This window comes from Nocardia sp. NPDC056000 (genome assembly GCF_042269265.1).
Lineage (GTDB): Bacteria > Actinomycetota > Actinomycetes > Mycobacteriales > Mycobacteriaceae > Nocardia.
Genome location: NZ_JBHJXS010000017.1, coordinates 1 through 25,229, shown reverse-complemented (window position 1 = coordinate 25,229; position 25,229 = coordinate 1). Strand labels below are relative to the sequence as shown.

The window sequence follows — 25,229 nt, the reverse complement described above, 5'->3', positions numbered from 1 at the left end:
TCATGAGGAGCGCTCGCGGTTAGGCGGTGGCGCTCAGGGGGCGGCCTTCCAGGGCCGGTTCGATGACCGGTTCGATGGCGTAGGCCAGGATTTCGGCCACGTCGGCGACGGGGCGGACATCCAGGGCGGCCAGCACCTCGGCGGGGACTTCGTCGAGGTCGGGCTCGTTGCGGGCGGGGATGAAGACGGTCTTCAGGCCCGCGCGCTGGGCGGCCAGCAGCTTCTGCTTGACGCCGCCGATGGGCAGGACGCGGCCGTTGAGGGTGACCTCGCCGGTCATGCCCACATCCGCTCGGACCTGACGGTCCAGGGCCAGGGACACCAGGGCGGTGACCATGGTGACGCCTGCCGACGGGCCGTCCTTGGGGACCGCGCCTGCCGGGAAGTGGATGTGGATATTGCGGTCCAGCACCTTCGGCTCGATGCCGATCTCCTCCAGGTGTGAGCGCACGTAGGTGAGGGCGATCTGCGCCGACTCCTTCATGACGTCACCCAGCTGACCGGTGAGGGTGAGCGAGCGCTCGCCCTCGGCGGCATTGGCCTCGATGTAGAGGACATCGCCGCCCGCGCCGGTCACGGCCAAACCCGTTGCGACACCGGGGACCGCGGTGCGTTCCACTCCGTCGGGGGTGAAGCGCGGACGGCCCAGGTAGTCCTTCAGGTCACCGAGACCGATCACCAGCTGATCGGCCGAGTCCGGCACGAATTCACCTGCGGTGATGATGCTTTCGGCATCGCCCAGGTCCGCGGTTTCGGAGAGTTTGGTCGCCGCCTTGCGCAGCGCCTTGGCGATCAGGCGCTCCATCTGGCGGACACCGGCCTCCCGGGTGTAGTTCGCCGCGACCTCACGCAGCGCCTCGTCCGTGATCTGGACCTCGGCGCCGGTGAGCGCGTTGCGCTCCAGCTGACGCGGGATCAGGAAGTCGCGGGCGATGGCGACCTTGTCGTCCTCGGTGTAGCCGTCCACGGTGATCAGTTCCATGCGGTCCAGCAGCGGGCCGGGGATGGTGTCCATGACATTCGCGGTCGCGATGAACAGCACATCCGACAGGTCCAGATCCAGGTCCAGGTAGTGATCGCGGAAGGTGTGGTTCTGCGCGGGGTCCAGCACCTCGAGCAGCGCCGCCGCCGGATCACCGCGGAAATCGGAGCCGACCTTGTCGATCTCGTCCAGCAGGACAACGGGATTCATCGAACCCGCCTCCTTCATGGCACGCACGATGCGACCGGGCAGTGCGCCGACGTAGGTGCGCCGGTGGCCACGGATCTCGGCCTCGTCGCGCACGCCGCCGAGTGCGACGCGAACGAACTTGCGGCCCAGGGCACGTGCCACGGACTCACCCAGCGAGGTCTTACCCACACCGGGCGGGCCGACCAGCACCAGCACCGCGCCGGAACCGCGACCGCCCACGACCTCCAGGCCGCGTGCGGCGCGACGGGCGCGCACCGCCAGGTACTCGACCATGCGGTCCTTCACCTCGTCCAGGCCGTGGTGATCGGCGTCCAGCACCGCGCGGGCAGCCGAAACATCGGTGCTGTCCTCGGTTTTCACGCTGAACGGCAGCTCCAGGACGGTGTCCAGCCAGGTCCGGATCCAGCCGGATTCCGGGCTCTGATCGCTGGAACGCTCCAGGCGATCGACCTCGCGCAGCGCGGCCTCGCGGATATTGTCCGGGAGATCGGCGGTCTCGACGCGGGTGCGGTAATCGTCCGCACCGTCGGGCTCACCCTCGCCCAGTTCCTTGCGAATCGCGTTGAGCTGCTGGCGCAGCAGGAATTCGCGCTGCGACTTCTCGACGCCCTCGCGGACCTCTTCGCTGATCTTCTCGTTGACCTCGGTCTCGGCGATGTGCTGTTTGGTCCACTCGATCAGCTTGGTCAAACGGGTTGCGGTGTCCAGGGTTTCGAGCAGCTCACGCTTCTCGTCATGGCCCAGGTACGGGGCCCAGCCGGCCGCGTCGGCGATGGCCGACGGATCGTTCAGCTGATTCACCGCGTCGATGACCTGCCACGCCTCACGCCGCTGCAGCACCGCCACGACCAGCTTCTTGTATTCCGCCGCGAGCTCTTTGGTGCGGCCGTCGGGCTCGGGCACCTCGACCGGTTCGGCCTCGACCCAGAGCGCCGCGCCGGGTCCGGTCACGCCGTGCCCGATCTTCGCGCGCCCCTCGGCCTTCAGCACCGCCGCCGGTGCGCCGCCGCGCATGCGGCCGACCTGTTCGATGGTGGCGACCACGCCGTAGGTGGCGTAGCCCTCATCGAGGCGAGGCGCGACCAACACCTGGTTGACCTTGCCCGCGCGGGCGGCATCGATGGCGGCTTGGGCGGACTCGTCGAGCTCGATCGGGACGATCATGCCGGGGAGCACGATCGGATCGGTCAGGAATAGCACCGGCAGGTTCTGAGGGTTGGTCACTTCTCTACCTCTTCCAAGATTGAGCGTCTCCTACTCAACTCAGGTTGAGCGTTACCCAGTCAACTCCGGCCCCCGCCGAGTAATTCCGCGACCTTGTTCGCCCCGGGCGAACGCCGGATTCACCCCGGTCGGAATATAGATTCCATAGACATAGTTTCCATGTACAGTAAGCGATAGGACGGCTTACTCGTCGATACAGGGAGTCACCATGACCACCGCACCCACACTCACCGGACAGGACATCGCCGAGGCGGAAGGGGCGGTCACCGCCCTGCTAGAGGCGACCCTGGTGGCGCAGGGCTTCAGCACCAGCGCCAATGAATACGCCGTACTGCGGGCGCTCGCCGTCCGCGGTCCGGTCGCCGAACCCGGCGAATTCCATCGCTACCTGGCCGGGCAGCGGCAACTCGGAATCGATGCGGCGGGGGCGGCCGAACTGCTCGCCGGGATGGAGAAGAAGGGGTTCGTCAGCGGATCCGCGATCGACGGGCCGGGGCCGGTGGAATTGGCCGCCGCGGGTTCGGCCGAGTTGAAGACGCTGATGCAGACGATCGCGCCGTTGACACGGCCGATCTTCGGCGGTTCGGACCCCGAGGAACTGGCCATCGCGCATCGGGTGCTGGCCTCGGTCATCGAGCGGGCGAAGAAGCTGCGCGCGGGCGAGACGCTGTGAAAAAGCCTTAGCGACAGCGCTATTCGGCACCCTCGGGCGCATCGAGGAGTTCGCGCAGCATGGCTGCGAGCTCCGCGGTGCGCTCGCTGTCGTTCCCACCCAGCGGCGCGGTCAGGCGGTCGCGCATGCCGTGCACGAGTTCTATTGTGCGGCGGGCGGTTTCGGCGCCCTGTTCGGTCAGCGCGAGTTCGACCGCGCGCGGGTCGACGGAACTGGCCGCGCGGGTGACCAGCCCCTGGCGTTCCAGGGCGCGGACCAGTTTGGAGATGTAGACGGCGTCCAAACCGGTGAGGTCCGCCAGTTTTCGCTGACTCGGACGCGTCCCATCACTGGTCAGACCGTAGAGCGGGGCGAGCACCGAATACTGCGCCTGGGTGAGACCGTGCGGCGCGAGAGCGCGATCGAGGATGGCGCGCCAGCGGGTGGAGAGCCGCCAGACCAGATAGCCGACGTTCGCGTTCACATCACTCTCGGTATCCGCCACGCCGGACAGTTTATATGGCAACTATCCGCCGGAGACACGCCGAAAACTGAGGGTTGACGACTTTGGCTAAAGCTATTAGCTTTATGGCTACAGGAATTAGCCACACGAAGGAGCGGACGATATGACCGAGTACATGGACATCGACGGCGGCCGGATCGCATACGACTCGATCGGCGAAGGCCCCCTGGCGGTGCTCTCGCACGGCATCGGCGACCGCCGCCAGGCCTACCGGTTCCTGGCCCCGATCATCGCGGCCGCCGGTTACCGGGTGGTGAGCACCGATATGCGCGGACACGGGGATTCCAGCATGAACTGGGTGTCCGAGACCGGTAAGGAAGCCATCAGCCGCACCGATGTCGCCAATGACCTGCTCGCGGTGATCGCCGGACTGAACGCCGGACCCGCGATCGTGGTGGGCCACTCGCTCTCCGGCGGCTCGGCCACCATCGCCGCCGCCAAATCACCCGAACTGGTGCGCGCCATCGTCGAGATCAACCCCTTCACGCTGACCCAAACCCCCTCCGTCGGAGCGCTTTTCACCGTGTCCCGGTACCGCCGCGGCATGACCGCGCTGATGGGCACCATGATCTTCAAGAGCGTGAACCAGTGGCTGAAGTACCTGAACATCGCCTACCCGACCAAGCCCGCCGACTACGACGAGTACATGGCCGCCAACGCCGCCAAGCTCCGCGAGCCGGGCCGGATGGCCGAATTCATGAAGACCGGCAAGTCGACTCCCGCCGATGCGCAGGCGCAGTTGCCCAACGTCACCCAGCCCGCGCTGATCGTCATCGGCACCGCCGATCCGGATTTCCCGAACCCGGAGGCCGAGGGCCGGGCCATCATCGCCGCGCTGCCCACCGGACTCGGCAGCCTCGGACTCGTCGAGAATGGTGGCCACTACCCGCACGCGCAGCTGCCGGAGCGGACCGCCGAATTGATCCTGCCGTTCCTGAAGGAGCACGCGAATGCCTAGAGCCGGGCTCAGCAAAACCGATGTCGTCGCGGCGGGAGCGCAACTCGCCGACGACGCCGGTTTCGCGAACCTGGCCCTGAGCCCGCTGGCTCAGCGGCTCGGCGTTCGCACCCCGTCGCTGTACAAGCACATCGACAGCCTCGCCGATCTGCAGCACGGCGTCGCCACGCTCGCCATGACCGAACTCGATCAGCGGCTGCGCGACGCCATGCACGGGCTGTCCGGCAGCGAAGCGCTCGCGGCCTTCGCCACCGCGTTCCGGGAATACGTGGTCGCGCATCCGGGCCGGTACAGCGCCACCGTCGGGGCCACCTTCACCGGGCCGGACGATCCACTGCTGCAATCGAGTTCGCGCGTCATGGAATCCATGCGGGCGGTACTGCGCGGCTACGGCATCCCCGACGACGAGATGGTGCACGCCATCCGCACACTGCGCTGCACCTTCCACGGCTTCGCGACGCTGCAGGCGTCGGACGGCTTCCAGTGGAGCGACGACTCCGAGGACAGCTTCGACTGGATGATCCGCTTCCTGGACCGCGGACTCGGCCAAATCGGCACCGCCTGAGCCGAACTCCTATGACGCGGCCGCATTCCGGAGGACCATGGACACGACACCGGCAACGAAGCCACCTGGAGCGTCATGGAAGACTTCACCTTCGACGGGATCCGCATCGCCTATCTGAAGCGCGGTGACAGCGGACCACCGGTGGTGCTGCTGCACAATGCCGGATCCTCCCATCTGATCTGGACCGCGCAAACCACGGCGCTCGCCAGGAACCATCGGGTCTACGCGCTCGATCTGCCCGGCTACGGCTCCTCCGATCAGCCCGCCGACGGCTTCACCCTCGCGCGCTATGCCGAACTGGTGCACGCGTTCCTGCTGCACCATGAGCTCACCGATGTCCGGTTGATCGGCAATTGCCTGGGCTCGGCCATCAGCCTCACGCTGGCCCGCACCCATCCCGGCCTGGTGCACGCGGTGGTGGCGATCAACCCGCTCACCGAATCCACCGCCATGCGCGGCGATCTGGGCGCGGCGGCCCGGCTCACCCGCGCGCTGCCCGATTCCGGCGCTCGCGCGCTGTTCGGCTGGCACACCCCGAAATGGTTCGCCCGCACCACCATTCGCACCTGGTTCTCGAGCGGCCGGGCCTATCGCGAATGCCCGTACGTGCAGCCGCTGTCCGACGGTTTTCCGGCCCGTGCGCTGGTCGGGCTGGTGCGCGACCTGGGATCCTTTGCCGCACTGGATAGCTGGCCGGACCGCGACAGCATGCCGCCGGTCTGCACCATCTGGGGCGTCGAGAATCGCATCCTGTCCGCGGCCGCCGGGCGCACGCTCAATGAACAGCTCCGCCCGGACCGCGCGGAATGGCTGGATCGCTGCGGCCACGTGCCGATGCTCGAACGCGCACCCGAGGTGACGGCGATCATCACCGGATTCCTGGAGTCGACGTCCTCCGATACCCATCGGAGCGCCCGGACCCGGCGGCGCGCGTCGACCGGGTAGCGGACGAAGCAGACCATTCACTCGAATTCTCGACCTAGCATGGCTGGCAGTGAGCAATGCTTCCAACCGCCATAGGAGTCGATGATCATGCTGGCCGCGCGACTACACCTGGGACCGAATCGCCGCTTGGAATTGGATGAGGTTCCGGTGCCCGAGCCCGGCCCGGATCATGTGCTGGTGAAGGTGGAGGCGGCGGGCGTCTGCCTGTCGGACGTGCATCTCATCGACGGAACGCTGTCGCCGCTGTTCCTCGAGGGCGATGTGGTGACGCTCGGGCACGAGGTCGCCGGAACGGTGCATCAGCTCGGGCCGGGGGTCACCGCGGCCAAGGTCGGGGATCGAGTGCTGTTGCAGGCCGGGGAGATTCGCGGGGGAGCCACCTTCACGCGCGGCGTCGACTACGACGGCGGCTGGGCGGAGTACACGCTGGCGCGCATCGATACGCTGGTGCCGATTCCGGATGACCTGCCGTTCGAGCAGGCCTGCTTCATTCCGGACGCGGTCTCCACGCCGTGGGCCGCCGTCACCGCGACCGCCGAGGTGAAAGCCGGTGAGGCCGTGGGCGTCTGGGGCGTCGGCGGACTCGGGGCGCACGGGGTGCAGTTGCTGCGGCTGGTCGGCGCGGCCCCGATCATCGCGGTCGATCCGCTGCCCGCGGCGCGGGAGCGGGCGCTGGAATTCGGGGCGGATCTCGCCTTCGATCCGGCCGATCCCGATCTGCGGCAGAAGATCTTCGCGGCCACCGGGACCGGGCTGGCCGCGGCCTTCGACTTCGCCGGTGTCGCCGCCGTGCGCGAACAGGCCGTGGTCTGTCTCGCACCGCAGGGGCGATTGGTGCTGGTCGGGCTGACCAACAAGCCGATCACCATTACCGGCGGAACAGCTTTCAGCTTCTTCCAGCAGCAATTGCGCGGGCACTACGGGTCCGGGCCGGAGCACGTCACGCAGCTGGTGAAGTTGCAGGGTTTGCAGCGGGTCGACTTCTCGCGATCGGTGAGCGCGGTGGTGCCGCTGGCCGATGCCGCCAAGGCGGTGCATGCCCTCGATGCCAAGGAAGGCAACCCGATTCGGATCGTGCTCAAGCCCTGAGGCTCAGAGGCGACGCTGGAATACGTTGGTGGGCTGACCGTTCGAGGGATCGACGGTGTGAACGGTCAGCTCCGCCGAGCTCGCCGTCAGGTCCAGCACCATGAAGCCGAGATCGGTGAAGTTCTCGAACAGCGCCGGGGTGATGCGGGCCGGATCCTTCTCGTGCGAACCGGAATTGGTCTTGGCGGCCGCGCCGGACACGATCTGCCGGGTGCCCTTGCAGGCCGGATTCGGTTCCAGCACCTGCAGGCAGTGATCGTGCCCGGAGAGCAGGAACTGGGCGCGGCCCAGCACATGCGCTTCGAAGAAGCGTTTCACGTGGATGCCGTTGACGGGTTCGATGCTCAAACCCTCGTATTCCCCGGCGTTTCCGTGACTGCCGTTGCTCAGGTACGGGTGGTGGGTGCAGACGATCTTCCACTTGGCGGTGGATGCGTCGAGCGCGCGATCGAGCCAGGCGGCCTGTTCGGTCATGAACTGGCCGTCCGCCGCCCAGTACGGCGCGAACAGCGGGGGCAGGTACGCGGCAATGGGATTCAGGTCCAGCACGAAGAATTCGACCAGATCGCCGATCGGGACCGAATAGTAGCGGGACGGCATCCACCAGCGCGGTGAGCGCGAGTGATAGGCGACCTCGTGATCGCCGCGCAGCAGCCAGCCGCCGTCGCCGGGCAGGATGGAACTGTTGTCGTGGTTGCCCTGCACCATGATCCAGGGGAAGTCCAGATCGTGGTTGGGGTCTTCGAATTTGGCGTTGAACTGGGCGTCGTCATCGGACTGCGGCCCCTGTTCGTAGAGGTTGTCGCCGAGTCCGATGGCGAAGGAGAAGGGCTGTTGCGCGTGCAGTGTGCGGGCGGCGTCGGCGACGGCCCACTGCGGGCGCGCCCCGGTGCCCGCGTCACCGGTGACGAGAATGCGCAGCGGCCCGCCGTCGGGGAAGGGCAGTTTGCCGGGCGCGGGTTGCGCTCCGGCGGGTGCGGTGGTCGCCAGGCTCGCGGCGGTGGCCAGGCCGGCGGCGGTGGCGGCGCCGGTCAGAAAGCCGCGGCGGTCGACATTCATTCATCTCTCCCTTGACTACCCTATTTGGTCGCCCGACCAGTATTGCCGGTCCCGTGAAACCACGCACAATATGACACGTTCTCCGAGGCCATCGACCTTTTGACAGCACACTTGGCCAATGAGAGTGTTGTGTGTCCGTTTTCTCACCATCGGCCGCAGGGGGACGCAGTAATGACGACAATGGCCTCGGGTGTCTTCCTCGACTGGGAGCAGCTGACCGGCCAACCCAAACTCGTCGTCGACCTGATCAGTTTCCCCATCTTCAGCGCCATCGCCGGTTGGCTCACCAACTGGACCGGCGTGCTGATGTTGTTCTGGCCGCTCTACTTTCGCGGTATCCGCATTCCGGGCCTGGACATTCTCTATCCCTATCTGCCGCGCCGCGTGCAGGTGCTGCCGACCTTCTCCGGCGACGGCAAACAGCTCGGCTTCCAGGGCTTCATCCCCGCACGCGCCGAGAAAATGGCCAGCATCTGCGTGGACGTCGCCATCATGCGCATCGGCAGTCCGCGCGATTTCATCCATGAACTGGATCTGGACGGCATCGCGGATTACATCGCCGACGTCGGCCGCAAACAGGTGCCGTCCATGGTCAACGAGATCATGAAGCGGGAGAACCCGGATCTGTGGGGCGCGGTCCCGCGCGCGGCCCGAAATGTGTTGTACCAGCGCGTGGAACGCGAATTGCCGACGCTGGCCCGGCGGGCTTTCGAACAGCTCGGCGACAATGTCGATCAGCTCATCGACATCAAGAGTTTCGTCATTCGGTACCTGCAGGAGAATCCGCACATCCTGAAGGACCTCACCACCACCATCGCCGCGCCCGAACTCAAATTCATGGTGCGCATCGGACTGCTCGGCGCGCCGTTCGGCCTGCTGCTGGCGCTGTATATGCAAGTGCACCACCGCATTCCGGTCGTGGGCTGGGTGCCGAGCTGGGTGGTCATCCTGGCCGCGGCCGCCGCCATCGGCGTACTGGTCAATGTGATCGCGGTGAAAATGGTGTTCGAGCCCGGCGATCCGCAACCGCGCTACAAGTACCTGTGGAAGCAGGCGCTGCTGGCCAAGCGGCAGCCCGAGGCCGCGGCCGATCTCGCGCACATCCTGGCCTACCAGGTGCTGACGCTGCCCAATCTGGCCAAGGAATTGCTCGACGGCACCAATGGCGACAAGACCCGGCAGCTGCTCGAGCGTCTCATCGCCGCCGAGATCCACCGGCAGCTCGGGCCGACGCACACCTTCGTGCGCACCGTGTTCGGTGCCCGGAATTTCGACAATCTGAAGGTCGGCGCGACCGCCGCGGCCGCCGGACTCGCGCCGAGCCTGGTCGAGGACGAGGAATTCGCGGCGGCGCAGGCCAAGAAGATCGACGAATTCGCCGCGCGCAAACTCCAGCAGCTGACGCCGGGCGAGTTCATGGAGATGTTCTACGCCTCGGTGGAACAGGACGCGTGGCTGCTGTATCTGCACGGCGCGGCGCTCGGGCTCGGCGTTGGCGCGGTGCATCTGATCCTGTTCGGCTGGTAGACGACCGCTTCGAGGCAAATACAAGCACGCGTGCTTGCATTTTTTCGCTCGCACTGCGATGCTGGCGGCGACGGCACACACAATGGCGTGTGTGCCCGTTCTGTGCCTGTCTCGGCACAGCGAGCTTGAGCGACAAGGACTTTCGATGGCCGATCTCGAGGCGTTGCTCGCCGACTTCACCGCCGAATGCGACGACCTGGACCGGCTCATCGCCGATCTCGATGCCGCCGAGTGGCAGCGGGACACCCCCGCGCCCGGCTGGACCATCGCCCATCAGATCGCACACCTGACCTGGACCGATCGCGTCGCCGCGATCGCCGCCACCGATACGGTCGCCTTCGACGCGCTCGTGCGGGCGGCGCTGCCCAAGGCGCTCACCTTCGTGGACGAGGCCGCCGAGGAAGAGGCCAGGACGCCCGCGCCGGAATTGCTCGCGGCCTGGCGGCGTGATCGCGCGGTGCTGGTCGAGGCTTTGCGAACGGTGCCCGCCGGAACCAAACTGCCGTGGTTCGGACCGCCGATGAGCGCGGCCTCCATGGTGACCGCGCGGCTCATGGAGACCTGGGCGCACGGGCAGGATGTGGCGGATGCGCTCGGGGTCACCCGGGTACCGACCGCTCGGTTGAAGAACGTCGCACATCTCGGCGTGCGCACCCGCAATTTCGCGTACCTCACGCACGGGCGCACCGCGCCCGATGCGGAGTTCCGGATCGAACTGACCGCACCCGACGGCTCCGCGTGGACCTGGGGTCCCGCGGACGCGGCGCAGCGAATCAGCGGTCCCGCCGTGGATTTCTGCCTCGCCGTCACCCAGCGCAGGCATCTCGATGACCTGTCTTTGCAGGTGGAGGGTGCGCAGGCGCTCGAATGGCTCGGGCTGGCACAGGCTTTCGCCGGTCCGCCCGGAGTCGGCCGGACGGCGGGCCAGTTCCACTGACCCGCCGCCGATCCCGGCCTCCGGCCTAGATCTCCCCCAATTCCCAGGGAGTAGAGCGAGCGAGCGCCACCCTTGGGTGCGCCGTGCCTGGTGCCGACCGGACGACATTGGCCGGAGGTCCTCGAGTGGCAGTCGAGTGGGCGCTCGCCGCTCTCTGGTATTTACCCAGCCTTCCGATATCGGAAACCTGCCGATGCAGAAACCCGGGCGAAGTTCCCATTTCGGACCCGGCAGTCTCATCTGTCGGTACAGTCGCTGTGATCCTGGTCTCGAGGGCCGCGGGTGTCACCGCGCGTCACCGTAACCTGGACGGGCGTACGACTTTCAATGGTGCGGGTCGTGGGCGTCGAAAGACGCAGGGGGACCAGGGGAGAGGGAAAGGACCGCACCAGTCATGTCGCATCAACTCGCGACGCAGGCCGCCGGATCATCGCGGCGTGCGGCACAGGTGCTCCGCTACGGCGCCATCGTCACCGCCGGAATGGCGAGCATCGGTCTCACCGTCGCCGCCGGCTCCTACATCGCCAACCAAATGGCCGACGCACAGAAATCCGGCACGATCGTGGCCGCGCCGGGTGACCGGCACGCGACGGTGACCGCGCCCGGCAACGTCACAGCACCGGTCGACAATACGCCGGTCGCCGACAATATCGGCCTCACAGCGTTTTTCACACCGCATGTCACGGAAAATCCTGCACCGCTGAATATTCCGGCCACCCGCGTCGGAACGACCACCGAAACCACCCGCGCGGCCAAACCCGAGCCGATAGCCGGGCAGTTGCGACTCGGCGGCGCATACGTCGGCGCGGCAGTCGTTCCGGTACAGCGCAATTCGGTCTCGCTGACCTTGGACACCAATGTGTTCGCCACCATCGCCGATCTGGTGCTGCACACGCCGATCGGGGAGACCCTGGGCATCGGATCCGATCCGACGGCCAACACCCAGCTGCGCACCGATGTGGATACGCACAGCGGTGAAGTGACGGTGACACTGTCCGATCCGGCGATCGGCCGCTACGGCGTCCAGTTGGCCAGGCACAACACACCCGCCGCGGCGACCGTGCCGAACCAGGCAGCCGGGCCGAGCCAGGTGGTCACGCCGAACGAGGCCGGAGCACAGCAGGTCTCGCCCGGCACGGGAGCGGAATCCGGCCGCACGGGCGGCCCGGAACTCACCACTGTGTGAGACTTCCGGTGTGTACGACTACTGCGTGATCGGCGGCGGCATCGTCGGAGTGGCCACCGCGCACCGCATTCTCGAACGGCATCCCGGCGCGAGCCTGCTGCTGCTCGAGAAAGCGGATGCGCTGGGCGTGCACCAGACCGGGCACAACAGCGGGGTGATCCACTCCGGAATCTATTACGAGCCCGGCAGTCTCAAGGCGCGGCTGTGCCGGGCCGGGGCCGAACAGACCAAGGAATTCGCGGCGGCGCACGGCATTCCGTTCGAGGTGTGCGGAAAACTGCTGGTGGCCACCGATTCCGCCGAACACGCCCGGATGCTGGCGCTGTACGAGCGGTCGGTGACCAATGACGTCGAGGTGGAACTGCTCGACGCCGCCGAACTGGTGCGCCGCGAACCCCGGATCACCGGGGTGGGCGCGCTGTTCGTGGCGAGCACCGGAATCATCGACTACAAGCTGGTCACCGCGGCGCTGGCGGAGGCGATTCGCGCGGCCGGTGGCGAGATCCGGCTCGGCGCGGAGATCACCGCGATCGACGAGAACACCGATGCGGTAACCGTTTCCGGTCCCGCCGGGAGCTGGCGGGCCGCCCGGCTGGTGGTGTGCGGTGGATTGCAGGCCGATCGGCTCGCCGCGCTCGCCGGATTGCGCCCCGATCTGCGCATCGTGCCGTTCCGCGGTGAGTATTACCAGCTGCCGCCCGAGCGCAAGGGCCTGGTCAGCACGCTCATCTACCCCATTCCCGATCCCGAATTGCCGTTCCTGGGCGTGCATTTGAGCCCGACCATCGACGGCGGGCTGACCGTCGGGCCCAACGCGGTGCTCGGATTGGCGCGCGAGGGATATCGCAAGGGCAGCGTGAATCTGCGCGATGCGCGGGAAATCCTGGGATTCCCGGGTTTTCACCGGGTGGCCGCGGCCAATGTGCGAACGGGACTGCGCGAGATGCGCAATTCGATGTTCCGGCGCGGATATCTGGCGGAGTGCCGGCGCTACTGTCCGGAATTGACGGTAGCGGATCTGTTGCCACGCGAGGCCGGAATCCGCGCGCAGGCGGTGCGACGGGATGGCACGCTGGTGCACGATTTCCTGATCGAACGGACGGCGAGGTCGGTGCACGTGCTCAATGCGCCGTCACCGGCCGCCACTTCGGCACTGCCGATCGCGGCACATATCGCCGAACAATTGGACAACTGACCGAATTGCGCACGCACAGCAAATCCGGGTATCCATTCATTAAATAGGATTGCTGTAGTACTTTTGTTGGCAGCCGTGGGACAGGGAGCACCTATGGGCCACATGAAATACGCGTGCGACGTCGGGGCACCGGTGGAGGTCGCGTTCACCTATACCGACAACCATCAGTTCGTACCGGACTGGGCCTTCGCCGTCACCGCCTTCGAACCCCTCGGAGACAGCGATCACGGCTCGGGAGCCATCTTCGGGGCGCGGCTGCGGGTCGGCTTCTGGCATCCGGTCATCGAATGCGAGATCACCGACTACCGCCGCAACGCGGTCATCGAATACACGCTGCGCAGACGCAGGACGGGGAAGTCGGCGCCCGCGCAGCAGCACGATGGCGGCACACCGATCGGCGCACCGCTGTGCGTCATCACCCTGCGATTCGATCCGCTCGGCTACGGTCGTGCGGTGCTGACCTCGGAAACCGAGTACCGCGTTCCGCGCGGGCTCACCGGCCGCCTGCTCTCCCGAATGCTGGCCGCCGCCGTACAATCGGCCGTGCGACGCACCGAATCGCAATTGCGAAGGGAGATAGAGGAATTCCACGGAACGGATCTTGTCGGCCGGATTGCGTAGGGTTGTGAGCATGATCATCGTGAGCACCGACGGATCGTGCCTGCGTAACCCGGGCGGAGCCATCGGCTGGGCGTGGGTCAATCACGCGGGCGGATCGGCCAGCGGCGGTGCGGCCTCGGGCACCAACCAGATCGCGGAGCTACGCGCGCTATTGGAAGCCATCCGCGCCCATCCCAGCTCGGAACCGCTGTTCATCGAATCCGATTCGCTCTATGCGATCAAGTGCGCCTCCGAATGGATCAACGGGTGGCGGCGGAACGGGTGGAAGACCTCCAGCGGGGGGCCGGTGAAGAACCTGGAGTTGATCCGGGCGATCGATCAGGCCATCAGCACCCGGCCCGGGCCCGTGCGATTCCGCTGGGTGCGCGGACATGTCGGCAACTACTTCAACGAGCAGGCGGACACGCTGTGCGGGCAGGCCGCGCGCGCCATCGCCGCCGGGACGCTCGAGCCCGCGCCCGATGTCACCACCGATGATCCGATCACCGAGCCGATTCCGATCGATCCGATGACGGAGCCGATTCCGGTGATCTCGCCGGTGGAGAATGTCTCGGCGGTCGCCGAAAAGATCGTGGCGCAAGCGCATACGGCCCCGGCGACTCCGCGTCGCAGGGCCACCCCGGCGAAAACTCCGGCGCCCGACGCGCTGACCCTGTTCTAGAACAGGGGAAATGGGGGGACGCTGACGCTGGGTCTTGGGGGCTACGCCCCCAAACCCCCAGGCGGACGCCGCCTCGACCGCTCGATCAGAAAAGGCCCGCCTCCGATTTTTATCGGGGGCGGGCCTTTTCGCGTGGTGGCTCAGTTACCCGGGGCCGGGGTGGGGGCGGGGGCCGGGGCTCCGGAGGGGGCGGGCTGTTGGGTGGAGGGGGAGCCGCCGCCGGGGAAGAGGCCGTTGTTGCCGTTGTCGGCGATGGGCTCGAACTTGGAGACGAGCCACTTGCCGTCCTTCTTCTCCAGTTCGGCGTAGGTGGGCAGGGTCAGCACGAGGGGCTGGGCGCGCATGGTGTTGCTGGAGGTCTGGGTGAGGCTGACCAGGACGGTGGCCTTGGAGTCGTCACCGGATTCCCAGCCGCAGCGGACCGTGTTCAGCTTCGAGGAGGCGTGCACACTGGTCAGCACGTCCTTGAGGTCGCCGGACATCTTGTCGAACATGTCCCGGAAGTCGCCGGTGGTGGCGGCCTGGACGCGCTGCACGTAGTCGCCGAGGCTCTTGTCGTCGTAAACCGAGACGGTTTTGACGAAATCGCAGGCGGCCTTGGTGGAATCGTCGCGGTCGGCGAGTTCGTTCTTGTCGTTGTTCGACTGCAACCAGAAGAACACGACCGCGCCGATCGCGGCCACCAGCAGCACGCCCGCCGCGAAGGCGGCGATCAACGGCAACGGCAGCGAGGACGACGACTTCGCCGTGGGCGGCGGGGTGGCCGGAGCCGAGCTCGCCGGAACGGGCGGCACCTCGGAGTCCGCCGCGGCCGCAACCGGTGCGGCGGGGATCGCGTCGGCGGGCTTGTCGGCGGCAGCGGCGGCCTTGTCGGCGGCGTCGGTGTCCTTGCCGAGGGCGACCGTTTCCGGTTCGGCCGCTTCCTGCTTCGCCGTCGGCGTTACGTCGGCGCTGCCCTGTACATCGGCCTCGGCGATCGAGTCGTCTTCGGTTTTCTTGTCCTGGGCAGCGTCATCCGACATGTATCGATCACTTCCTCGGTGCGCTGCGGGCGCACCGTTCTAGGTTCTTCAGCGAGTATGCCCGCTCACCGGATCGGCGGGAGAGTCCGCTCGTTCTGGTCGGCACCCGCGGGCGGGTACGCGCCATTGTTCGGCACATCCGGTCGCGGGGCGTTGCCCGAACCGCGAATCTGCTGGTCCGCCTGTCCATTGGTGCAGTAGCTGCCCCACTTGGAGAGGGTGGCGTCGGTCGCTGCTTCGGGGCGGATCTGCTTCGTCGAGTAGTCGCAGAAGGGACGCGGCCAGATATCGACGATGGTGTAGAACTCGCCGTCGTGCGCCGGCACACCCATGGCCGAGGTGCCGACCACCAGCGCCGGGAACAGCGCGCGCAGGGCGGGCTGCCGCAGTATCGCGCCCTTGGTGATGGCGGCGAAATTGGCGGCCAGGCTGGTCATCGGATCGGCGGTCTTGTCGAGCACCGCTCCGAGGGCCTGCAATTGCGCGGGCGCCTGCTCCAGGATCTTCTGAAGTTCGGCATTGGCATCGTTGAACTGCTGGAACAACACACTCGAATTGCGGGTCAGCGTAGCCAGATCCGGCTGCGCCAACGAGGTGGTGGCATTGATCGTCTGCAGGTTCTTGATCAGATTCGTGGTCTGCGGCAGCAGGTTGTCCAGGCCGGTGGTCGCCAGGCTGATGCCGTTGATGAGCGATCGTAGCTGATCCGGTCCACCGGACAGCGCGGTGTCGAGTTCGGTGAGGATGGTGGAGAATTTGTCCGGATCGATCTGCGAGATCAGCTCACTGGAATTGTCCAGCACCGACCACACCGGGGTCGGCGTCTTGACCTTGTCCTTGTCGAACTGGACGATCGAGCCGTTGTTCAGGAACGGCGCCTTATCGGTATTGGGCCGGAAGTCCAGGTACTGCTCACCCGCGCCGGACAGCGCGCCCACCGAAATCACGGTATCGCTGGGGATGCGGTACTTCTTGTCGATCTCGACGGTCGCCGCGATGGCGGAGCCGTCCTTCTCCAGCTTGATATCGGTGACCTTGCCGATGCGGTAACCGCGCAGGGTGACGTCATTGCCGGACTGCAGACCGCCGGAGCGATCCAGATCGACCGTGACCCTATAGGTTTCGCGCAGCGGATTGACCCGCATGACGCTGATCGCCAGATAGGTCGCGCCGACGAGCAGAATGAGCACCAGCGCCGAATTCGACACCAGGTTCTTGTGGTTCTTCACCCAATTCATCGGTGGCCCCCGTTGATCCGGCCGTAAATGATCTGCAGTACCTGGATCAGGCTGCCCCCGAAGTCGTTCAGGTCGCGCAGGTCCGGGAACTTGCTATTGGCCGGATCGGTGAGCAGGCCGATATCGAGCATGCTGAGCGTGGCCGCCACCGCGAGCGTATTGCCCTTGAACGACGCGTCCACCGACGGCCGCAGCTCGTGGATGGCGTCGAGCATGGGACCGAAGTCGGGTTCGGTGCGAGCCAGCGCGGCCATCAGCTGCTGCACATTGTCGAGCAGACTGGCCAGATCACCGGAGGTGGTGTTGGCGTAATCGCCCAGGGCCGCACTGGTTGTGGAGATCTTGGTGAGCAGATCGCCGAGCGCCTGATTGTTCTCCGCGACCGCGCCGATCATGGCGGGCAGCGTATTCGCCACCTGGCCGAGCTGATCGTGATTGGCCTGAATGGTGTTGGCCAGCGCGCTGAATTGGGCGAGCACACTGTCCACCCGCGAGCTGTTGTTGTTGAGACTGCCCACCACACCGGTCATTTCGGTGATCAGGTGCGCCAGCGTCTGCCCCTTGCCGCCGACGATGGAGTCCATCTCGGAGGTCAGTTTGGACAGGGCCGCGATACCGCCGCCGTTGAACAGCATGGAAATCGACAGCAGCAGTTCTTCCACGGTGGCGCCCGCCGACGTATTCGTCAGCGTGTCACCGTTTTTCAGCATCTGCACGCCCGGATCGGTCTTGGGCTTGGACACCGCGACGAACACATCGCCCAGTGGCGTGGCCTGCCGCAGTTCCGCCGTACTGCCGGTGGGCAATTCGATATCGGTACGGATGGCCAGATCGACATTGGCCTTGAAATCCTTGGTGCTGATCTTGGTGACGACGCCGACGTCGGAGCCGCCGATCTTCACCTTGGCCTGGTCCGGCAGATTCAGCGCATTGTCGAAGACCGCGTGGATGGTGTACGTCTTATCGCCCGCGCCGGGCTTGGGCAGCGGCAGGCTCTCCACGGTCAGGCCGCAGCCGGAGACCGCGAGGGTGGAGGCCGCCACCGCCAGCGCGACGATGGTGTGCCGGGTTCGCCTGCCCGACCGCAACTCTCGGCGGAAACGGTTGCTCATTTCGTCATTCCCAACATTGCCGCCATCAGGCCGAGATCGGGGCCGAGGTCCTCCACCTTGCCGGTGCGGCAGCCGTCCGATTTCATCTGGATGCGTTCACAGAACAGGCTGATGATCTCGCCGGACAGCACCGTGCCGAGCACCGCGTGCAGGCGGATGAACTGGCCCTGCCGGTTCACCGAGCGGTCCAGGTTCTGCATGAGCAGCGGTGCGGTGTCGACGACCTCGATGACACCGGCGGCGTTGGCTCGCAGCTGATTGGTGACATTGGTGAGGCCGGTGAGGGTGCCGTTGAGCTGATCGGAGTACTGCGAGAACGCGCCACTGGTGTTGGCCAGGAAGGCATTGAGCTGTTCCAGCGTGGCCTGCAGGCCGGGGGCCTGGTCGGCGAGCAGCCCGGTCATCTGGGTCATGCGATTGCTGAAATCCCGGACCGACTGGTCGTTGTCGGCCAGCATGGTGGTCAGTTCGTTCAGCTTGATGATGATGGTGGAGACGGCGTCCTTGTTGTCGACACCGACCTTCAGCGCGCCCGAGAGCGAGTTGAGCACATCGCGCATCTTCTCGCCGTTCCCGTTCATCATCGGGTACAGCACGCGACCGGACAGCGGACCGAGACCGTCATTGCCGTCGGTCGGCTTGAGCGCCGCGGCGAAGGTGTCGATGGTCTTGATCATGGTGTCCAGCTCGACCGGGGTCTTGGTCTGCTGGGTGGTCAGGTGCGAACCGTCCTTGAGCTTGTCCCCGCCGGTGTAGCGCGGGGTCAGCTCGATATGCCGGTCCGTCACGATGGACGGCGAAATCAGCGCCGCCTGCACGTTTTTCGGAATGTCCACGCCGGCGTCCACCGTCATGTGCACCTCGACGTACTGACCCTTGGGCACGATCTTGTCGACCTTGCCGACATCGAGCCCGAGCACGGTGATCGGGTTGCCCTCGAACATGCCCGCGATATTGAGGAAGTCGGCGGTGAAGTGCTGGGTCTGACCGACCGCGTCCTTCACCCCGAGCGGCACAATGGAGCAGCTGCCGACCGCGAGCGCGGCGGTGCCGATCATGGCGGCCTTGGCGATGCGCCCGATGTTGAGCTTGACCGATTTCATCCCTGGCACCCCTGAATGACTTGAGCGAAGCACAACCAGTTGTCCGGGAACAGCCACGGCAGACCGACATTGCCGTAGTTGCCGTCACCGAACGCGTTGTTGAACGTGCGCACGCCGACCGGCATGGCGGACAGCAGGCGATCCAGGTTGTCCTTGTTCTTCTGCAGGCCCTCGGCCATGGTGTTGAGCTGGATCAGGGTCGGGCCGAACTGGTTGTCGTTCTGCGCGCCGATCTGCTGCAACTGGCTGCTGAGCGTGGCCACATTGTCCAGCAGGGTGCGCAGCAGGGTCTGCCGCTCCATCACCCGGTTGGCGATGGCCTCGCCCTGGGTGATGACCAGCAGCACGCTGTTGCGGTTGTCGCCGAGGATCTTGGTGACCCGGTCCAGATCCTTGAGCAGCTGGTCGACCTCGCCCTTGCGGTCGTTCATGGTCTTGGCCAGCGCGCCGACCGAATCCAGCGCCTGCACCGTGAGCTGCGGGGAATCACCCATCTGCTGATTGATCAGATTGAGCGAATCGGCGAGCTTCTTGGTGTCGAGTTCCTCGAACTTCGGCGTGCCCTCCTGCACCACATCGGCCAGGTTGTAGGGAACGGACGTGTTGGACTTGGGAATTCGATTGTTCTTCAGACCGGAGCCGTCACCGGGCACCAGATCGACATAGCGCGCGCCCAGCAGGGTCGCCATCTTGATCGACGCCTTGGCATCGGGTCCGAACTTGACGTCGTTCTTCACCGAGAGCGAGACCATCACATGGTCGCCCTCGAGTTCGGCGCCGGTGACCGTGCCCACCGAGACACCCGAGACCGCGACCTTGTCACCGGTCTTGATGCCCGCGGTCTGCACGAATTCGGCCTTGATGGTCTTCTCGCCGATACCGATCTGGCGGTACAGCGTGGACCCGGCCAGCAGGCCGACGATGAGCAGCACGCCGAACAGGCCGAGCCACATATTGCGATTGGCGTTGAAGCGGGACTTGAGTTTCACCATCATGGCCGGCACACCGCCGAGTGGGAGTTGCCGCCGATCTGGTTGAACAGACCGCGCGGGAAGAGGATTCCGTACAGCGAGACATCCAGGCTGCACACGTACGCGTTGGCGTAGGTGCCGTTCTGGGTGAACTTGCCGATATCGGTGAGGATGTTGGGGAAGTCCACCGCGCCCTTGTCGAGCTTGTCGCCATTGGCGAGCAGCAGCGCGAGCGCGTCATGCGTGGAGTTCTGTGCCAGCACGAGTTTCGGCTGGATCTGACCGATCATGGTCACCAGCGCGGAGGTCGCGTCGGCGATCTGCACGGTGGAGGTCTGCAGCGACTGGCCCTGCGCGTACAGTCCGCCGATCAGCGAACGAGTCTGCGTCACCAGGGTTTCCAGTTCGTCACCGCGCTTGGCCAGCCCGGACATGACACCGGAGAGATTGGTGATCACATCCGAGAGGATGGCGTCGCGGCGCTGGAAGTCGGTGGCCAGGGTGGCGGCCTGGGTGATGAAGGCGCTCAACGAGACCCCGTCACCCTGCAGTGCCTGGATGAAGGTGTTGGACAGGTTGTTCACCTGATCCGGTTGCAGCACCTGGAACAGCGGCTGGAAACCGTTGAGCAGACCGGACACGTCGAAGGACGGTTCGGTGCGCTCGACCGGAATGGCCCCGTTGTTCCGCAACACCGTGTGCGTGCCGGAGACCGGCTTGCCCTTGACCGGCTCCGCCAGCGCGATATAGCGCTGGCCGATCAGGTTCTGGTAGCGGACCAGCGCCTTGGTGTCGCCGTACAGCGTTTGATCGCGCTGCACGATGAAGGTCACCTCGGCGGCGTTCTTCTTGTCCAGCTTGATCTCTTCGACCTTGCCGACGCGCACGCCCGCCATCCGGACGTCATCGCCCTTGCGCAGGCCGAGCACATCGGTGAAGGTCGCGGTGTATCGGTTGGTGGTCCCGTCCACGGTGCGCGCCAGGGTATTCCAGATGACCGCGGTCACCAGGACGGACACGATCGCGAAGATGCCGAAACCGATCAGCGGTTTGCGAATGCTCATCGACCGGGCTCGCTTTCGGTCACTTGCAAGGTTCCATCCCTCAGAATCGGGCTCAGCAGCAGGTATTCGGCCGCTGACGGGCGACGGCCCAGCAGCGCGGTAATAGCGGAGTCACCGGGGTAGGAGATTGTCCCGCCCTTGGGCAGCGTCTGCTGTGACGCCGGTGCGGCGGCGGGCGCCGCACCCGGCTGATTGCCCGGCGCCGCGGGGGCGGCGTTCGGGAAGAGGCCCTGCAGCGGGGTGCCCGCGAAGGGGTTGGCGGGCGCGGTGTCACCGGCGGCGGGGGTCGGCTCGACCATCGTCAGGCCCGGGATCAGCGGGAAGCCCGCGGGCGGCGGCAGTTTCGGCAGTCCGGCGGCGACGTCGAGGGACTTGGGCCGCAACGATTCCGGCAGTGTGCCGGGATCGGAGATGAGCGGCGCGCTGGCGCAGCTCGGGGCGGCCAGTTCGCCGTAGCGCGGGCAGTCGTCACGGGTGTACGGCTTATAGGGCGTGAAGGTGAGCCCCATATTCCAGATCATCTGCTTCTGCGGGCCCCAGTGGAATGTGGACCCGAGCTTGCGCACCGAGTTGTTCAGGTTCGCGATGGCCTGCGGGATGGCGTTCGGATCGTCGGACAGGGCGCCGAACAGTGCGCTGGTGCCGGTCGTGACGTCCTTGCCCACGTTGGGGTTTCGCGCGAACAGGGCGTTGACCTTGTCCACGGTGACCGCGGTGCCGGAGATCAGCGAGGTGAGTTCGGCGCGGCGATCGGCGATGGTCTGCGCGGTCTTCACCGATTCGCTGAGCACGCCCATCAATTCCGGTGCGGACTGGTTGAGCGCGCGGAAGGAATTGGAGAAGTCGCTGAGCATGACGCCGAGATCCGGAATCGAATCGTCGACCGACTGCAGCCAGCGGTCCACCCGCTCGATGGAGGAGCCGGGCATGCGACCGGAACCGTCGAGGGCGTAGGACAGCGTGCCGAGCACCCGGCCGAACTGGATCGGATCGATCTTGCCGAGGATATTGCGGACCGTGGTGAGCGTGTCCTGCAGTGCGATGGTGCCTTTGGAGCGGTCCTCGGAGATCTGCGAACCCTCTTTGAGGTGCGCGGCGTCCGCGCCGTTGTAGACCAGCTCCACCGAGGTGACGGCGAACAGGTTGGAGGGCACCACGCGCGCGGTCACATTCGCGGGAATGCCGCCGGTGTACTCCGGCTTCATCTCGATGTGGACCTGCTGCAGTTCACCTTTGGCGGCGACCGAGACGTTCTTGACCGCGCCGACCAGCACGCCGCGGAACTTCACGTCGGCGTTATCGGGCAGGCCGTCACCGGTGGTGGTGAGGTTCGCGGTGACATTGACCTTGTCGACGAACGCGCCCTTGTAGCGCGCCATCAGGAAACCCAGGATGAGTGCGAAGACGACGAGTCCGGCGACACCCGCGATGAGCAGTTGCCGCATGGTCGGGCCGCGGCCGCTGGGATCGAGAATCATGCTGTGCGCCCCCTTATCCCGAGATCCGAATGCCGGGGTTGACGCCCCAGATGGCCAACGTGATGAACAGGTCCGCGAACACCACCGCGATGATGCTCAGCTTGATCGCGCGACCCGCCGCGACACCAACGCCCTCGGGACCGCCGGAGGCGAAAAACCCGTAGTAGCACTGGATGAACGTGGTGATCGCGACGAAGATGATCGCCTTCAGCAGTGAGTACAGCACATCGTGCGGCACCAGGAACTGATAGAAGTAGTGCTGGAATGTCCCGGACGCGGTGCCGCCGATCAACTGCACGGTCAGCGAGCAGGAGATGTACGCGAACGGCAGCGCCAGGCAGTACAGCGGCACGATGGCGATCATGGCCGCGATCATGCGGGTGCTCACCAGGTACGGAAGCGGCCGGATGGCAACCGATTCCAGCGCGTCGATCTCCTCGGAGATGCGCATGGCGCCCAGCTGCGCGGTGAACCTACAGCCCGCCTGCGCCGCGAAGGCGAGGGTGGCGAGCATCGGGCCGAGTTCACGGGTGGTGGCGAACGCGGAGATGGCGCCGGTCAGCGGGCTCAGGCCGAGCAGGTTCAGCGAGGTGTAGCCCTGGATGGCGACCGTCATACCGCCGAACGCGGACAGGATGAGCACGACGCCGATGGTGCCGCCGCCGACGATGAGATTGCCGTTGCCCCAGGTGACATCGGACAGCAGCCGCCACACCTCTTTGGGGTAGTGCCGGAACGCCATCGGCATCGAGCCGAGCGAGCGCAGGAAGAAGAAGACCTGGTGGCCGATGCGCGCGACGAAGTCACGCGGCGAGGAGGCCACACCCTTGATCCGTTGGAACGGCCGCAGCAGCGGCGGAACATACGTTGCTGACACGACTCAGACCATCTGTGGGGGGAACAGGGAGTTGTAGACCTGCGTGAGAATCAGATTCACGCCGAAGAGCATCACCGCGGACATGACGACCGCGGTGTTCACCGAGTTGGCCACACCGCCCGGACCGCCGCGGGTGTTCAGTCCGGCATCGCAGGCGATGATCGCCGCGAGCACGCCGAAGATCAATGACTTGAGCAGCGCCACAAACAAATCCGTCGTGATCGCGAAGGAGGCGAAGGTGCCGACGTAGGAGCCGGGGGTGCCGCCCTGCGCGAAGATATTGAAGACGTAGCCGGTCAGGAAGCCGACGAAAACCACGAAGCCGCAGAGCAATACCGAGACCAGCATGGCCGCGCCGAGTCGCGGGGCGACCAGGCGGCGCATCGGATCGACGCCCATCACCTTCATGGCGTCGATCTCCTCGCGAATGGTGCGCGAGCCGAGATCGGCGGTGATGGCGGAGCCGACCGCACCGGCGATCATCAGCGAGGTGACCAGTGGCGCGCCCTGCTGAATGATGCCCAGGCCATTGGCCGCGCCGATGAACGAGGTCGCGCCGACCTGTCCGGCGACCGAGCCGACCTGAATGGAGACGATGACGCCGATCGGAATGGCGACCAGCAGGGTGGGCGCGGCGGCGACATTCGCCATGAACGCGCACTGCCGGACGAACTCGGCGAAGGGGAAACGCTTCCGGAAGATCGCGATGAACAACTCGGCGATTGCGGAGACGCCCATGGCCATCATTCGGCCGCCGGTTTCCAGCGACTTCTGTGGATGGTCCTGCCAGTAGCCTCTGGCCCAGTCCACGGCTGCGTTCATCCGCGACTCCGTGGGGCTCCCCTGCCCACCCGGGCTCTTGGTCAACTGCACTGACTACCCCTCTCGACGCCGGGTTACCCGCCTCCGGCACCTGTTTGCTTGACGCACCTTACTACGGAGTTAGGAAAAACACACCACGCGTTGTGGTTTCAGTCATAGAGGCAGATCACTTTGCATGAACTGTTGTGAACTGGCAGATCACGGTTGGTTTTTGTCACAAAGAACCAGGCAAACAACTAGAACTTGTTCTAATTTCGCAAGTGTTTGCGAACGATTTCCAGAGATGTGAAGCTTCGCCGGGTAAGAATTAATGGGAGAGAATTTATCGGAAATCGAAGCGAGTTATGCATTAATTCCATAACTCGTATCCAACTCGGTATCGCTCGCGAAGACGAGCAGGACACGGCTCCGCAACATGTGGCAGTACAAGCAGCAACCCGGAACGAATACTGACAGGATGAGTTCCGCAGCTTGACTCGAGCGGCTTCCGACGTCTGGAGGGACATGTTCAGGAAACTCGCCGGTGTGGCCGGCGTCTTCGCAATCGCCCTGGGGACCGCGCTGCTGGGCACCGGGGCCGCGAACGCCGACCCCGCTCCGGCAGTCATCGGTGGTGGCTCCGGCATCATCATCGATGACATGTTCGAGTGCACCGTCACCACCATCGGGCATGACGGCACCGGTCGGCTGGTCGGGCTCACCGCGGGGCACTGCGGTGACGCGGGCGCGAAGGTATGGGCCGAAAAGGACCGCGGCGCAGGACAGATCGGCCGGTTCGTCTACTCGAACCATGATCTGGACTACGCGGTCATCGAGTTCTTCGGGGATCGGGTCGTCCCGGTGAACCGGATCGGCAATGTCACCATCACCGGACTCGGCGGGCCGCCGAGCTTCCCGATGATCGTCTGCAAGGAAGGCCGCACCACCGGCAATACCTGCGGACTCTCCTGGGGTGACGTCTTCGCCAGCAATGTGGAGACCTGGAGCCAGATGTGCGTGGTGGAGGGCGATTCCGGCGCTCCGGTCGTCGTCGGCACCACCCTGGTGGGCATGGTGAACGCGTACCTGGCCCTGGCCTGCTTCGGCCCGGAGGTCGGTACCAATATGTCCGCGATCATGGCGGATCTGAACGGGCACGGCGGCATCGGCTCCGGGTACTACCCGATCTAGCCGGGCGAGACGAACCGCGCCGTGGCGCGAAACAGACT

At 65.8% G+C, this 25,229-nt stretch carries 24 protein-coding genes; 12 read left to right on the top strand and 12 right to left on the bottom strand.

From position 1 onward, the window contains the following. Nucleotides 1-19 precede the first annotated feature (19 nt). The gene (lon, locus tag ACFC4D_RS39645) at nt 20-2,356 is read right to left on the bottom strand and encodes an endopeptidase La (protein ID WP_376071496.1); all 2,337 of its coding nucleotides are present in this window, start codon (nt 2,354-2,356) and stop codon (nt 20-22) included. Nucleotides 2,357-2,624: 268 nt separating this feature from the next. On the opposite strand from lon, the gene ACFC4D_RS39640 reads away from it, so the two are divergent. After that, nucleotides 2,625-3,089, top strand: coding sequence for a hypothetical protein (locus tag ACFC4D_RS39640; protein WP_376071271.1), 465 nt, complete (start codon nt 2,625-2,627; stop codon nt 3,087-3,089). A gap of 19 nt (nt 3,090-3,108) precedes the next feature. Here ACFC4D_RS39640 and ACFC4D_RS39635 read toward each other — a convergent pair whose 3' ends face one another. Beyond that, nucleotides 3,109-3,573: a MarR family winged helix-turn-helix transcriptional regulator gene (locus ACFC4D_RS39635; RefSeq protein WP_376071269.1), complete on the bottom strand. Its 465-nt coding sequence runs from the start codon at nt 3,571-3,573 to the stop codon at nt 3,109-3,111. 121 nt (nt 3,574-3,694) lie between these two features. Here ACFC4D_RS39635 and ACFC4D_RS39630 point away from each other — a divergent pair, with 121 nt between their 5' ends. The 4 genes from ACFC4D_RS39630 to ACFC4D_RS39615 all read left to right on the top strand — a co-directional run bounded on the left by ACFC4D_RS39630 (nt 3,695) and on the right by ACFC4D_RS39615 (nt 7,148). After that, nucleotides 3,695-4,549 (top strand): alpha/beta fold hydrolase, encoded by an 855-nt coding sequence (locus ACFC4D_RS39630; RefSeq protein ID WP_376071266.1) that lies wholly within the window; start codon nt 3,695-3,697, stop codon nt 4,547-4,549. Then, complete coding sequence (locus ACFC4D_RS39625; protein WP_364636711.1) at nt 4,542-5,114, top strand: WHG domain-containing protein; 573 nt, start codon at nt 4,542-4,544, stop codon at nt 5,112-5,114. Before ACFC4D_RS39630 ends, ACFC4D_RS39625 begins: the two co-directional genes overlap by 8 nt. 75 nt (nt 5,115-5,189) lie before the next feature. After that, on the top strand, nt 5,190-6,059 hold the full coding sequence (locus ACFC4D_RS39620; protein WP_376071264.1) for an alpha/beta fold hydrolase: 870 nt from the start codon (nt 5,190-5,192) through the stop codon (nt 6,057-6,059). An 81-nt stretch (nt 6,060-6,140) separates the two neighbouring features. Next, nucleotides 6,141-7,148: a zinc-binding dehydrogenase gene (locus ACFC4D_RS39615; RefSeq protein ID WP_375961411.1), complete on the top strand. Its 1,008-nt coding sequence runs from the start codon at nt 6,141-6,143 to the stop codon at nt 7,146-7,148. Between the two features lie 3 nt (nt 7,149-7,151). Here ACFC4D_RS39615 and ACFC4D_RS39610 read toward each other — a convergent pair whose 3' ends face one another. After that, nucleotides 7,152-8,207: a metallophosphoesterase gene (locus tag ACFC4D_RS39610; RefSeq protein WP_376071261.1), complete on the bottom strand. Its 1,056-nt coding sequence runs from the start codon at nt 8,205-8,207 to the stop codon at nt 7,152-7,154. 171 nt (nt 8,208-8,378) lie between these two features. On the opposite strand from ACFC4D_RS39610, the gene ACFC4D_RS39605 reads away from it, so the two are divergent. The 6 genes from ACFC4D_RS39605 to ACFC4D_RS39580 all read left to right on the top strand — a co-directional run bounded on the left by ACFC4D_RS39605 (nt 8,379) and on the right by ACFC4D_RS39580 (nt 14,334). Beyond that, nucleotides 8,379-9,734 (top strand): hypothetical protein, encoded by a 1,356-nt coding sequence (locus tag ACFC4D_RS39605; RefSeq protein WP_375961414.1) that lies wholly within the window; start codon nt 8,379-8,381, stop codon nt 9,732-9,734. A 145-nt stretch (nt 9,735-9,879) separates the two neighbouring features. Next, a complete protein-coding gene (locus ACFC4D_RS39600; protein ID WP_376071258.1) occupies nt 9,880-10,671 on the top strand; it encodes a TIGR03084 family metal-binding protein in 792 nt (263 codons plus the stop codon). Nucleotides 10,672-11,065: 394 nt separating this feature from the next. After that, nucleotides 11,066-11,857, top strand: coding sequence for a hypothetical protein (locus ACFC4D_RS39595; protein WP_376071255.1), 792 nt, complete (start codon nt 11,066-11,068; stop codon nt 11,855-11,857). 10 nt (nt 11,858-11,867) lie between these two features. Further along, complete coding sequence (lhgO, locus tag ACFC4D_RS39590) at nt 11,868-13,052, top strand: L-2-hydroxyglutarate oxidase (RefSeq protein WP_376071252.1); 1,185 nt, start codon at nt 11,868-11,870, stop codon at nt 13,050-13,052. A gap of 93 nt (nt 13,053-13,145) precedes the next feature. Beyond that, nucleotides 13,146-13,673 carry an SRPBCC family protein gene (locus ACFC4D_RS39585; RefSeq protein ID WP_375961423.1) on the top strand — a complete coding sequence of 176 codons (528 nt, stop codon included), beginning with the start codon at nt 13,146-13,148 and terminating at the stop codon, nt 13,671-13,673. Nucleotides 13,674-13,683: 10 nt separating this feature from the next. Continuing rightward, on the top strand, nt 13,684-14,334 hold the full coding sequence (locus tag ACFC4D_RS39580; protein ID WP_364636729.1) for a ribonuclease H: 651 nt from the start codon (nt 13,684-13,686) through the stop codon (nt 14,332-14,334). 140 nt (nt 14,335-14,474) lie between these two features. On the opposite strand, the gene ACFC4D_RS39575 is transcribed toward ACFC4D_RS39580, so the two are convergent. From ACFC4D_RS39575 to ACFC4D_RS39535, 9 genes are all read right to left on the bottom strand, one after another. Further along, on the bottom strand, nt 14,475-15,356 hold the full coding sequence (locus tag ACFC4D_RS39575; protein WP_376071250.1) for a hypothetical protein: 882 nt from the start codon (nt 15,354-15,356) through the stop codon (nt 14,475-14,477). A gap of 65 nt (nt 15,357-15,421) precedes the next feature. Next, the gene (locus tag ACFC4D_RS39570) at nt 15,422-16,594 is read right to left on the bottom strand and encodes an MlaD family protein (protein WP_364636733.1); all 1,173 of its coding nucleotides are present in this window, start codon (nt 16,592-16,594) and stop codon (nt 15,422-15,424) included. Beyond that, nucleotides 16,591-17,706: an MCE family protein gene (locus tag ACFC4D_RS39565; RefSeq protein WP_375961429.1), complete on the bottom strand. Its 1,116-nt coding sequence runs from the start codon at nt 17,704-17,706 to the stop codon at nt 16,591-16,593. The genes ACFC4D_RS39570 and ACFC4D_RS39565 overlap by 4 nt, the downstream gene beginning before the upstream one ends. Further along, nucleotides 17,703-18,809: an MCE family protein gene (locus tag ACFC4D_RS39560; protein ID WP_375961431.1), complete on the bottom strand. Its 1,107-nt coding sequence runs from the start codon at nt 18,807-18,809 to the stop codon at nt 17,703-17,705. Before ACFC4D_RS39560 ends, ACFC4D_RS39565 begins: the two co-directional genes overlap by 4 nt. Then, on the bottom strand, nt 18,806-19,801 hold the full coding sequence (locus ACFC4D_RS39555; RefSeq protein ID WP_375963783.1) for an MCE family protein: 996 nt from the start codon (nt 19,799-19,801) through the stop codon (nt 18,806-18,808). The genes ACFC4D_RS39560 and ACFC4D_RS39555 overlap by 4 nt, the downstream gene beginning before the upstream one ends. Continuing rightward, nucleotides 19,801-20,844 (bottom strand): MCE family protein, encoded by a 1,044-nt coding sequence (locus tag ACFC4D_RS39550; RefSeq protein WP_376071248.1) that lies wholly within the window; start codon nt 20,842-20,844, stop codon nt 19,801-19,803. The genes ACFC4D_RS39555 and ACFC4D_RS39550 overlap by 1 nt, the downstream gene beginning before the upstream one ends. Continuing rightward, nucleotides 20,841-22,322 (bottom strand): MlaD family protein, encoded by a 1,482-nt coding sequence (locus tag ACFC4D_RS39545; protein ID WP_375961436.1) that lies wholly within the window; start codon nt 22,320-22,322, stop codon nt 20,841-20,843. The genes ACFC4D_RS39550 and ACFC4D_RS39545 overlap by 4 nt, the downstream gene beginning before the upstream one ends. A gap of 13 nt (nt 22,323-22,335) precedes the next feature. Then, on the bottom strand, nt 22,336-23,199 hold the full coding sequence (locus ACFC4D_RS39540; RefSeq protein WP_364636743.1) for an ABC transporter permease: 864 nt from the start codon (nt 23,197-23,199) through the stop codon (nt 22,336-22,338). Between the two features lie 3 nt (nt 23,200-23,202). Further along, nucleotides 23,203-24,021, bottom strand: coding sequence for an ABC transporter permease (locus tag ACFC4D_RS39535; RefSeq protein WP_364636745.1), 819 nt, complete (start codon nt 24,019-24,021; stop codon nt 23,203-23,205). 504 nt (nt 24,022-24,525) lie between these two features. Between ACFC4D_RS39535 and ACFC4D_RS39530 the strand changes: the two genes are divergently transcribed. Then, a complete protein-coding gene (locus tag ACFC4D_RS39530) occupies nt 24,526-25,191 on the top strand; it encodes a serine protease (protein ID WP_375961440.1) in 666 nt (221 codons plus the stop codon). The last annotated feature ends 38 nt before the right edge of the window (nt 25,192-25,229 follow it).

Excerpts from the sequence above, each read along its gene's own strand:
- lon (WP_376071496.1), bottom strand. The coding sequence starts at position 2,356 with ATGATCGTCCCGATCGAGCTCGACGAGTCCGCCCAAGCCGCCATCGAT.
- ACFC4D_RS39640 (WP_376071271.1), top strand. The coding sequence starts at position 2,625 with ATGACCACCGCACCCACACTCACCGGACAGGACATCGCCGAGGCGGAA.
- ACFC4D_RS39630 (WP_376071266.1), top strand. The coding sequence starts at position 3,695 with ATGACCGAGTACATGGACATCGACGGCGGCCGGATCGCATACGACTCG.
- ACFC4D_RS39625 (WP_364636711.1), top strand. The coding sequence starts at position 4,542 with ATGCCTAGAGCCGGGCTCAGCAAAACCGATGTCGTCGCGGCGGGAGCG.
- ACFC4D_RS39620 (WP_376071264.1), top strand. The coding sequence starts at position 5,190 with ATGGAAGACTTCACCTTCGACGGGATCCGCATCGCCTATCTGAAGCGC.
- ACFC4D_RS39615 (WP_375961411.1), top strand. The coding sequence starts at position 6,141 with ATGATCATGCTGGCCGCGCGACTACACCTGGGACCGAATCGCCGCTTG.
- ACFC4D_RS39610 (WP_376071261.1), bottom strand. The coding sequence starts at position 8,207 with ATGAATGTCGACCGCCGCGGCTTTCTGACCGGCGCCGCCACCGCCGCC.
- ACFC4D_RS39605 (WP_375961414.1), top strand. The coding sequence starts at position 8,379 with ATGACGACAATGGCCTCGGGTGTCTTCCTCGACTGGGAGCAGCTGACC.
- ACFC4D_RS39600 (WP_376071258.1), top strand. The coding sequence starts at position 9,880 with ATGGCCGATCTCGAGGCGTTGCTCGCCGACTTCACCGCCGAATGCGAC.
- ACFC4D_RS39595 (WP_376071255.1), top strand. The coding sequence starts at position 11,066 with ATGTCGCATCAACTCGCGACGCAGGCCGCCGGATCATCGCGGCGTGCG.
- ACFC4D_RS39585 (WP_375961423.1), top strand. The coding sequence starts at position 13,146 with ATGGGCCACATGAAATACGCGTGCGACGTCGGGGCACCGGTGGAGGTC.
- ACFC4D_RS39580 (WP_364636729.1), top strand. The coding sequence starts at position 13,684 with ATGATCATCGTGAGCACCGACGGATCGTGCCTGCGTAACCCGGGCGGA.
- ACFC4D_RS39575 (WP_376071250.1), bottom strand. The coding sequence starts at position 15,356 with ATGTCGGATGACGCTGCCCAGGACAAGAAAACCGAAGACGACTCGATC.
- ACFC4D_RS39570 (WP_364636733.1), bottom strand. The coding sequence starts at position 16,594 with ATGAATTGGGTGAAGAACCACAAGAACCTGGTGTCGAATTCGGCGCTG.
- ACFC4D_RS39565 (WP_375961429.1), bottom strand. The coding sequence starts at position 17,706 with ATGAGCAACCGTTTCCGCCGAGAGTTGCGGTCGGGCAGGCGAACCCGG.
- ACFC4D_RS39560 (WP_375961431.1), bottom strand. The coding sequence starts at position 18,809 with ATGAAATCGGTCAAGCTCAACATCGGGCGCATCGCCAAGGCCGCCATG.
- ACFC4D_RS39555 (WP_375963783.1), bottom strand. The coding sequence starts at position 19,801 with ATGGTGAAACTCAAGTCCCGCTTCAACGCCAATCGCAATATGTGGCTC.
- ACFC4D_RS39550 (WP_376071248.1), bottom strand. The coding sequence starts at position 20,844 with ATGAGCATTCGCAAACCGCTGATCGGTTTCGGCATCTTCGCGATCGTG.
- ACFC4D_RS39545 (WP_375961436.1), bottom strand. The coding sequence starts at position 22,322 with ATGATTCTCGATCCCAGCGGCCGCGGCCCGACCATGCGGCAACTGCTC.
- ACFC4D_RS39535 (WP_364636745.1), bottom strand. The coding sequence starts at position 24,021 with ATGAACGCAGCCGTGGACTGGGCCAGAGGCTACTGGCAGGACCATCCA.
- ACFC4D_RS39530 (WP_375961440.1), top strand. The coding sequence starts at position 24,526 with ATGTTCAGGAAACTCGCCGGTGTGGCCGGCGTCTTCGCAATCGCCCTG.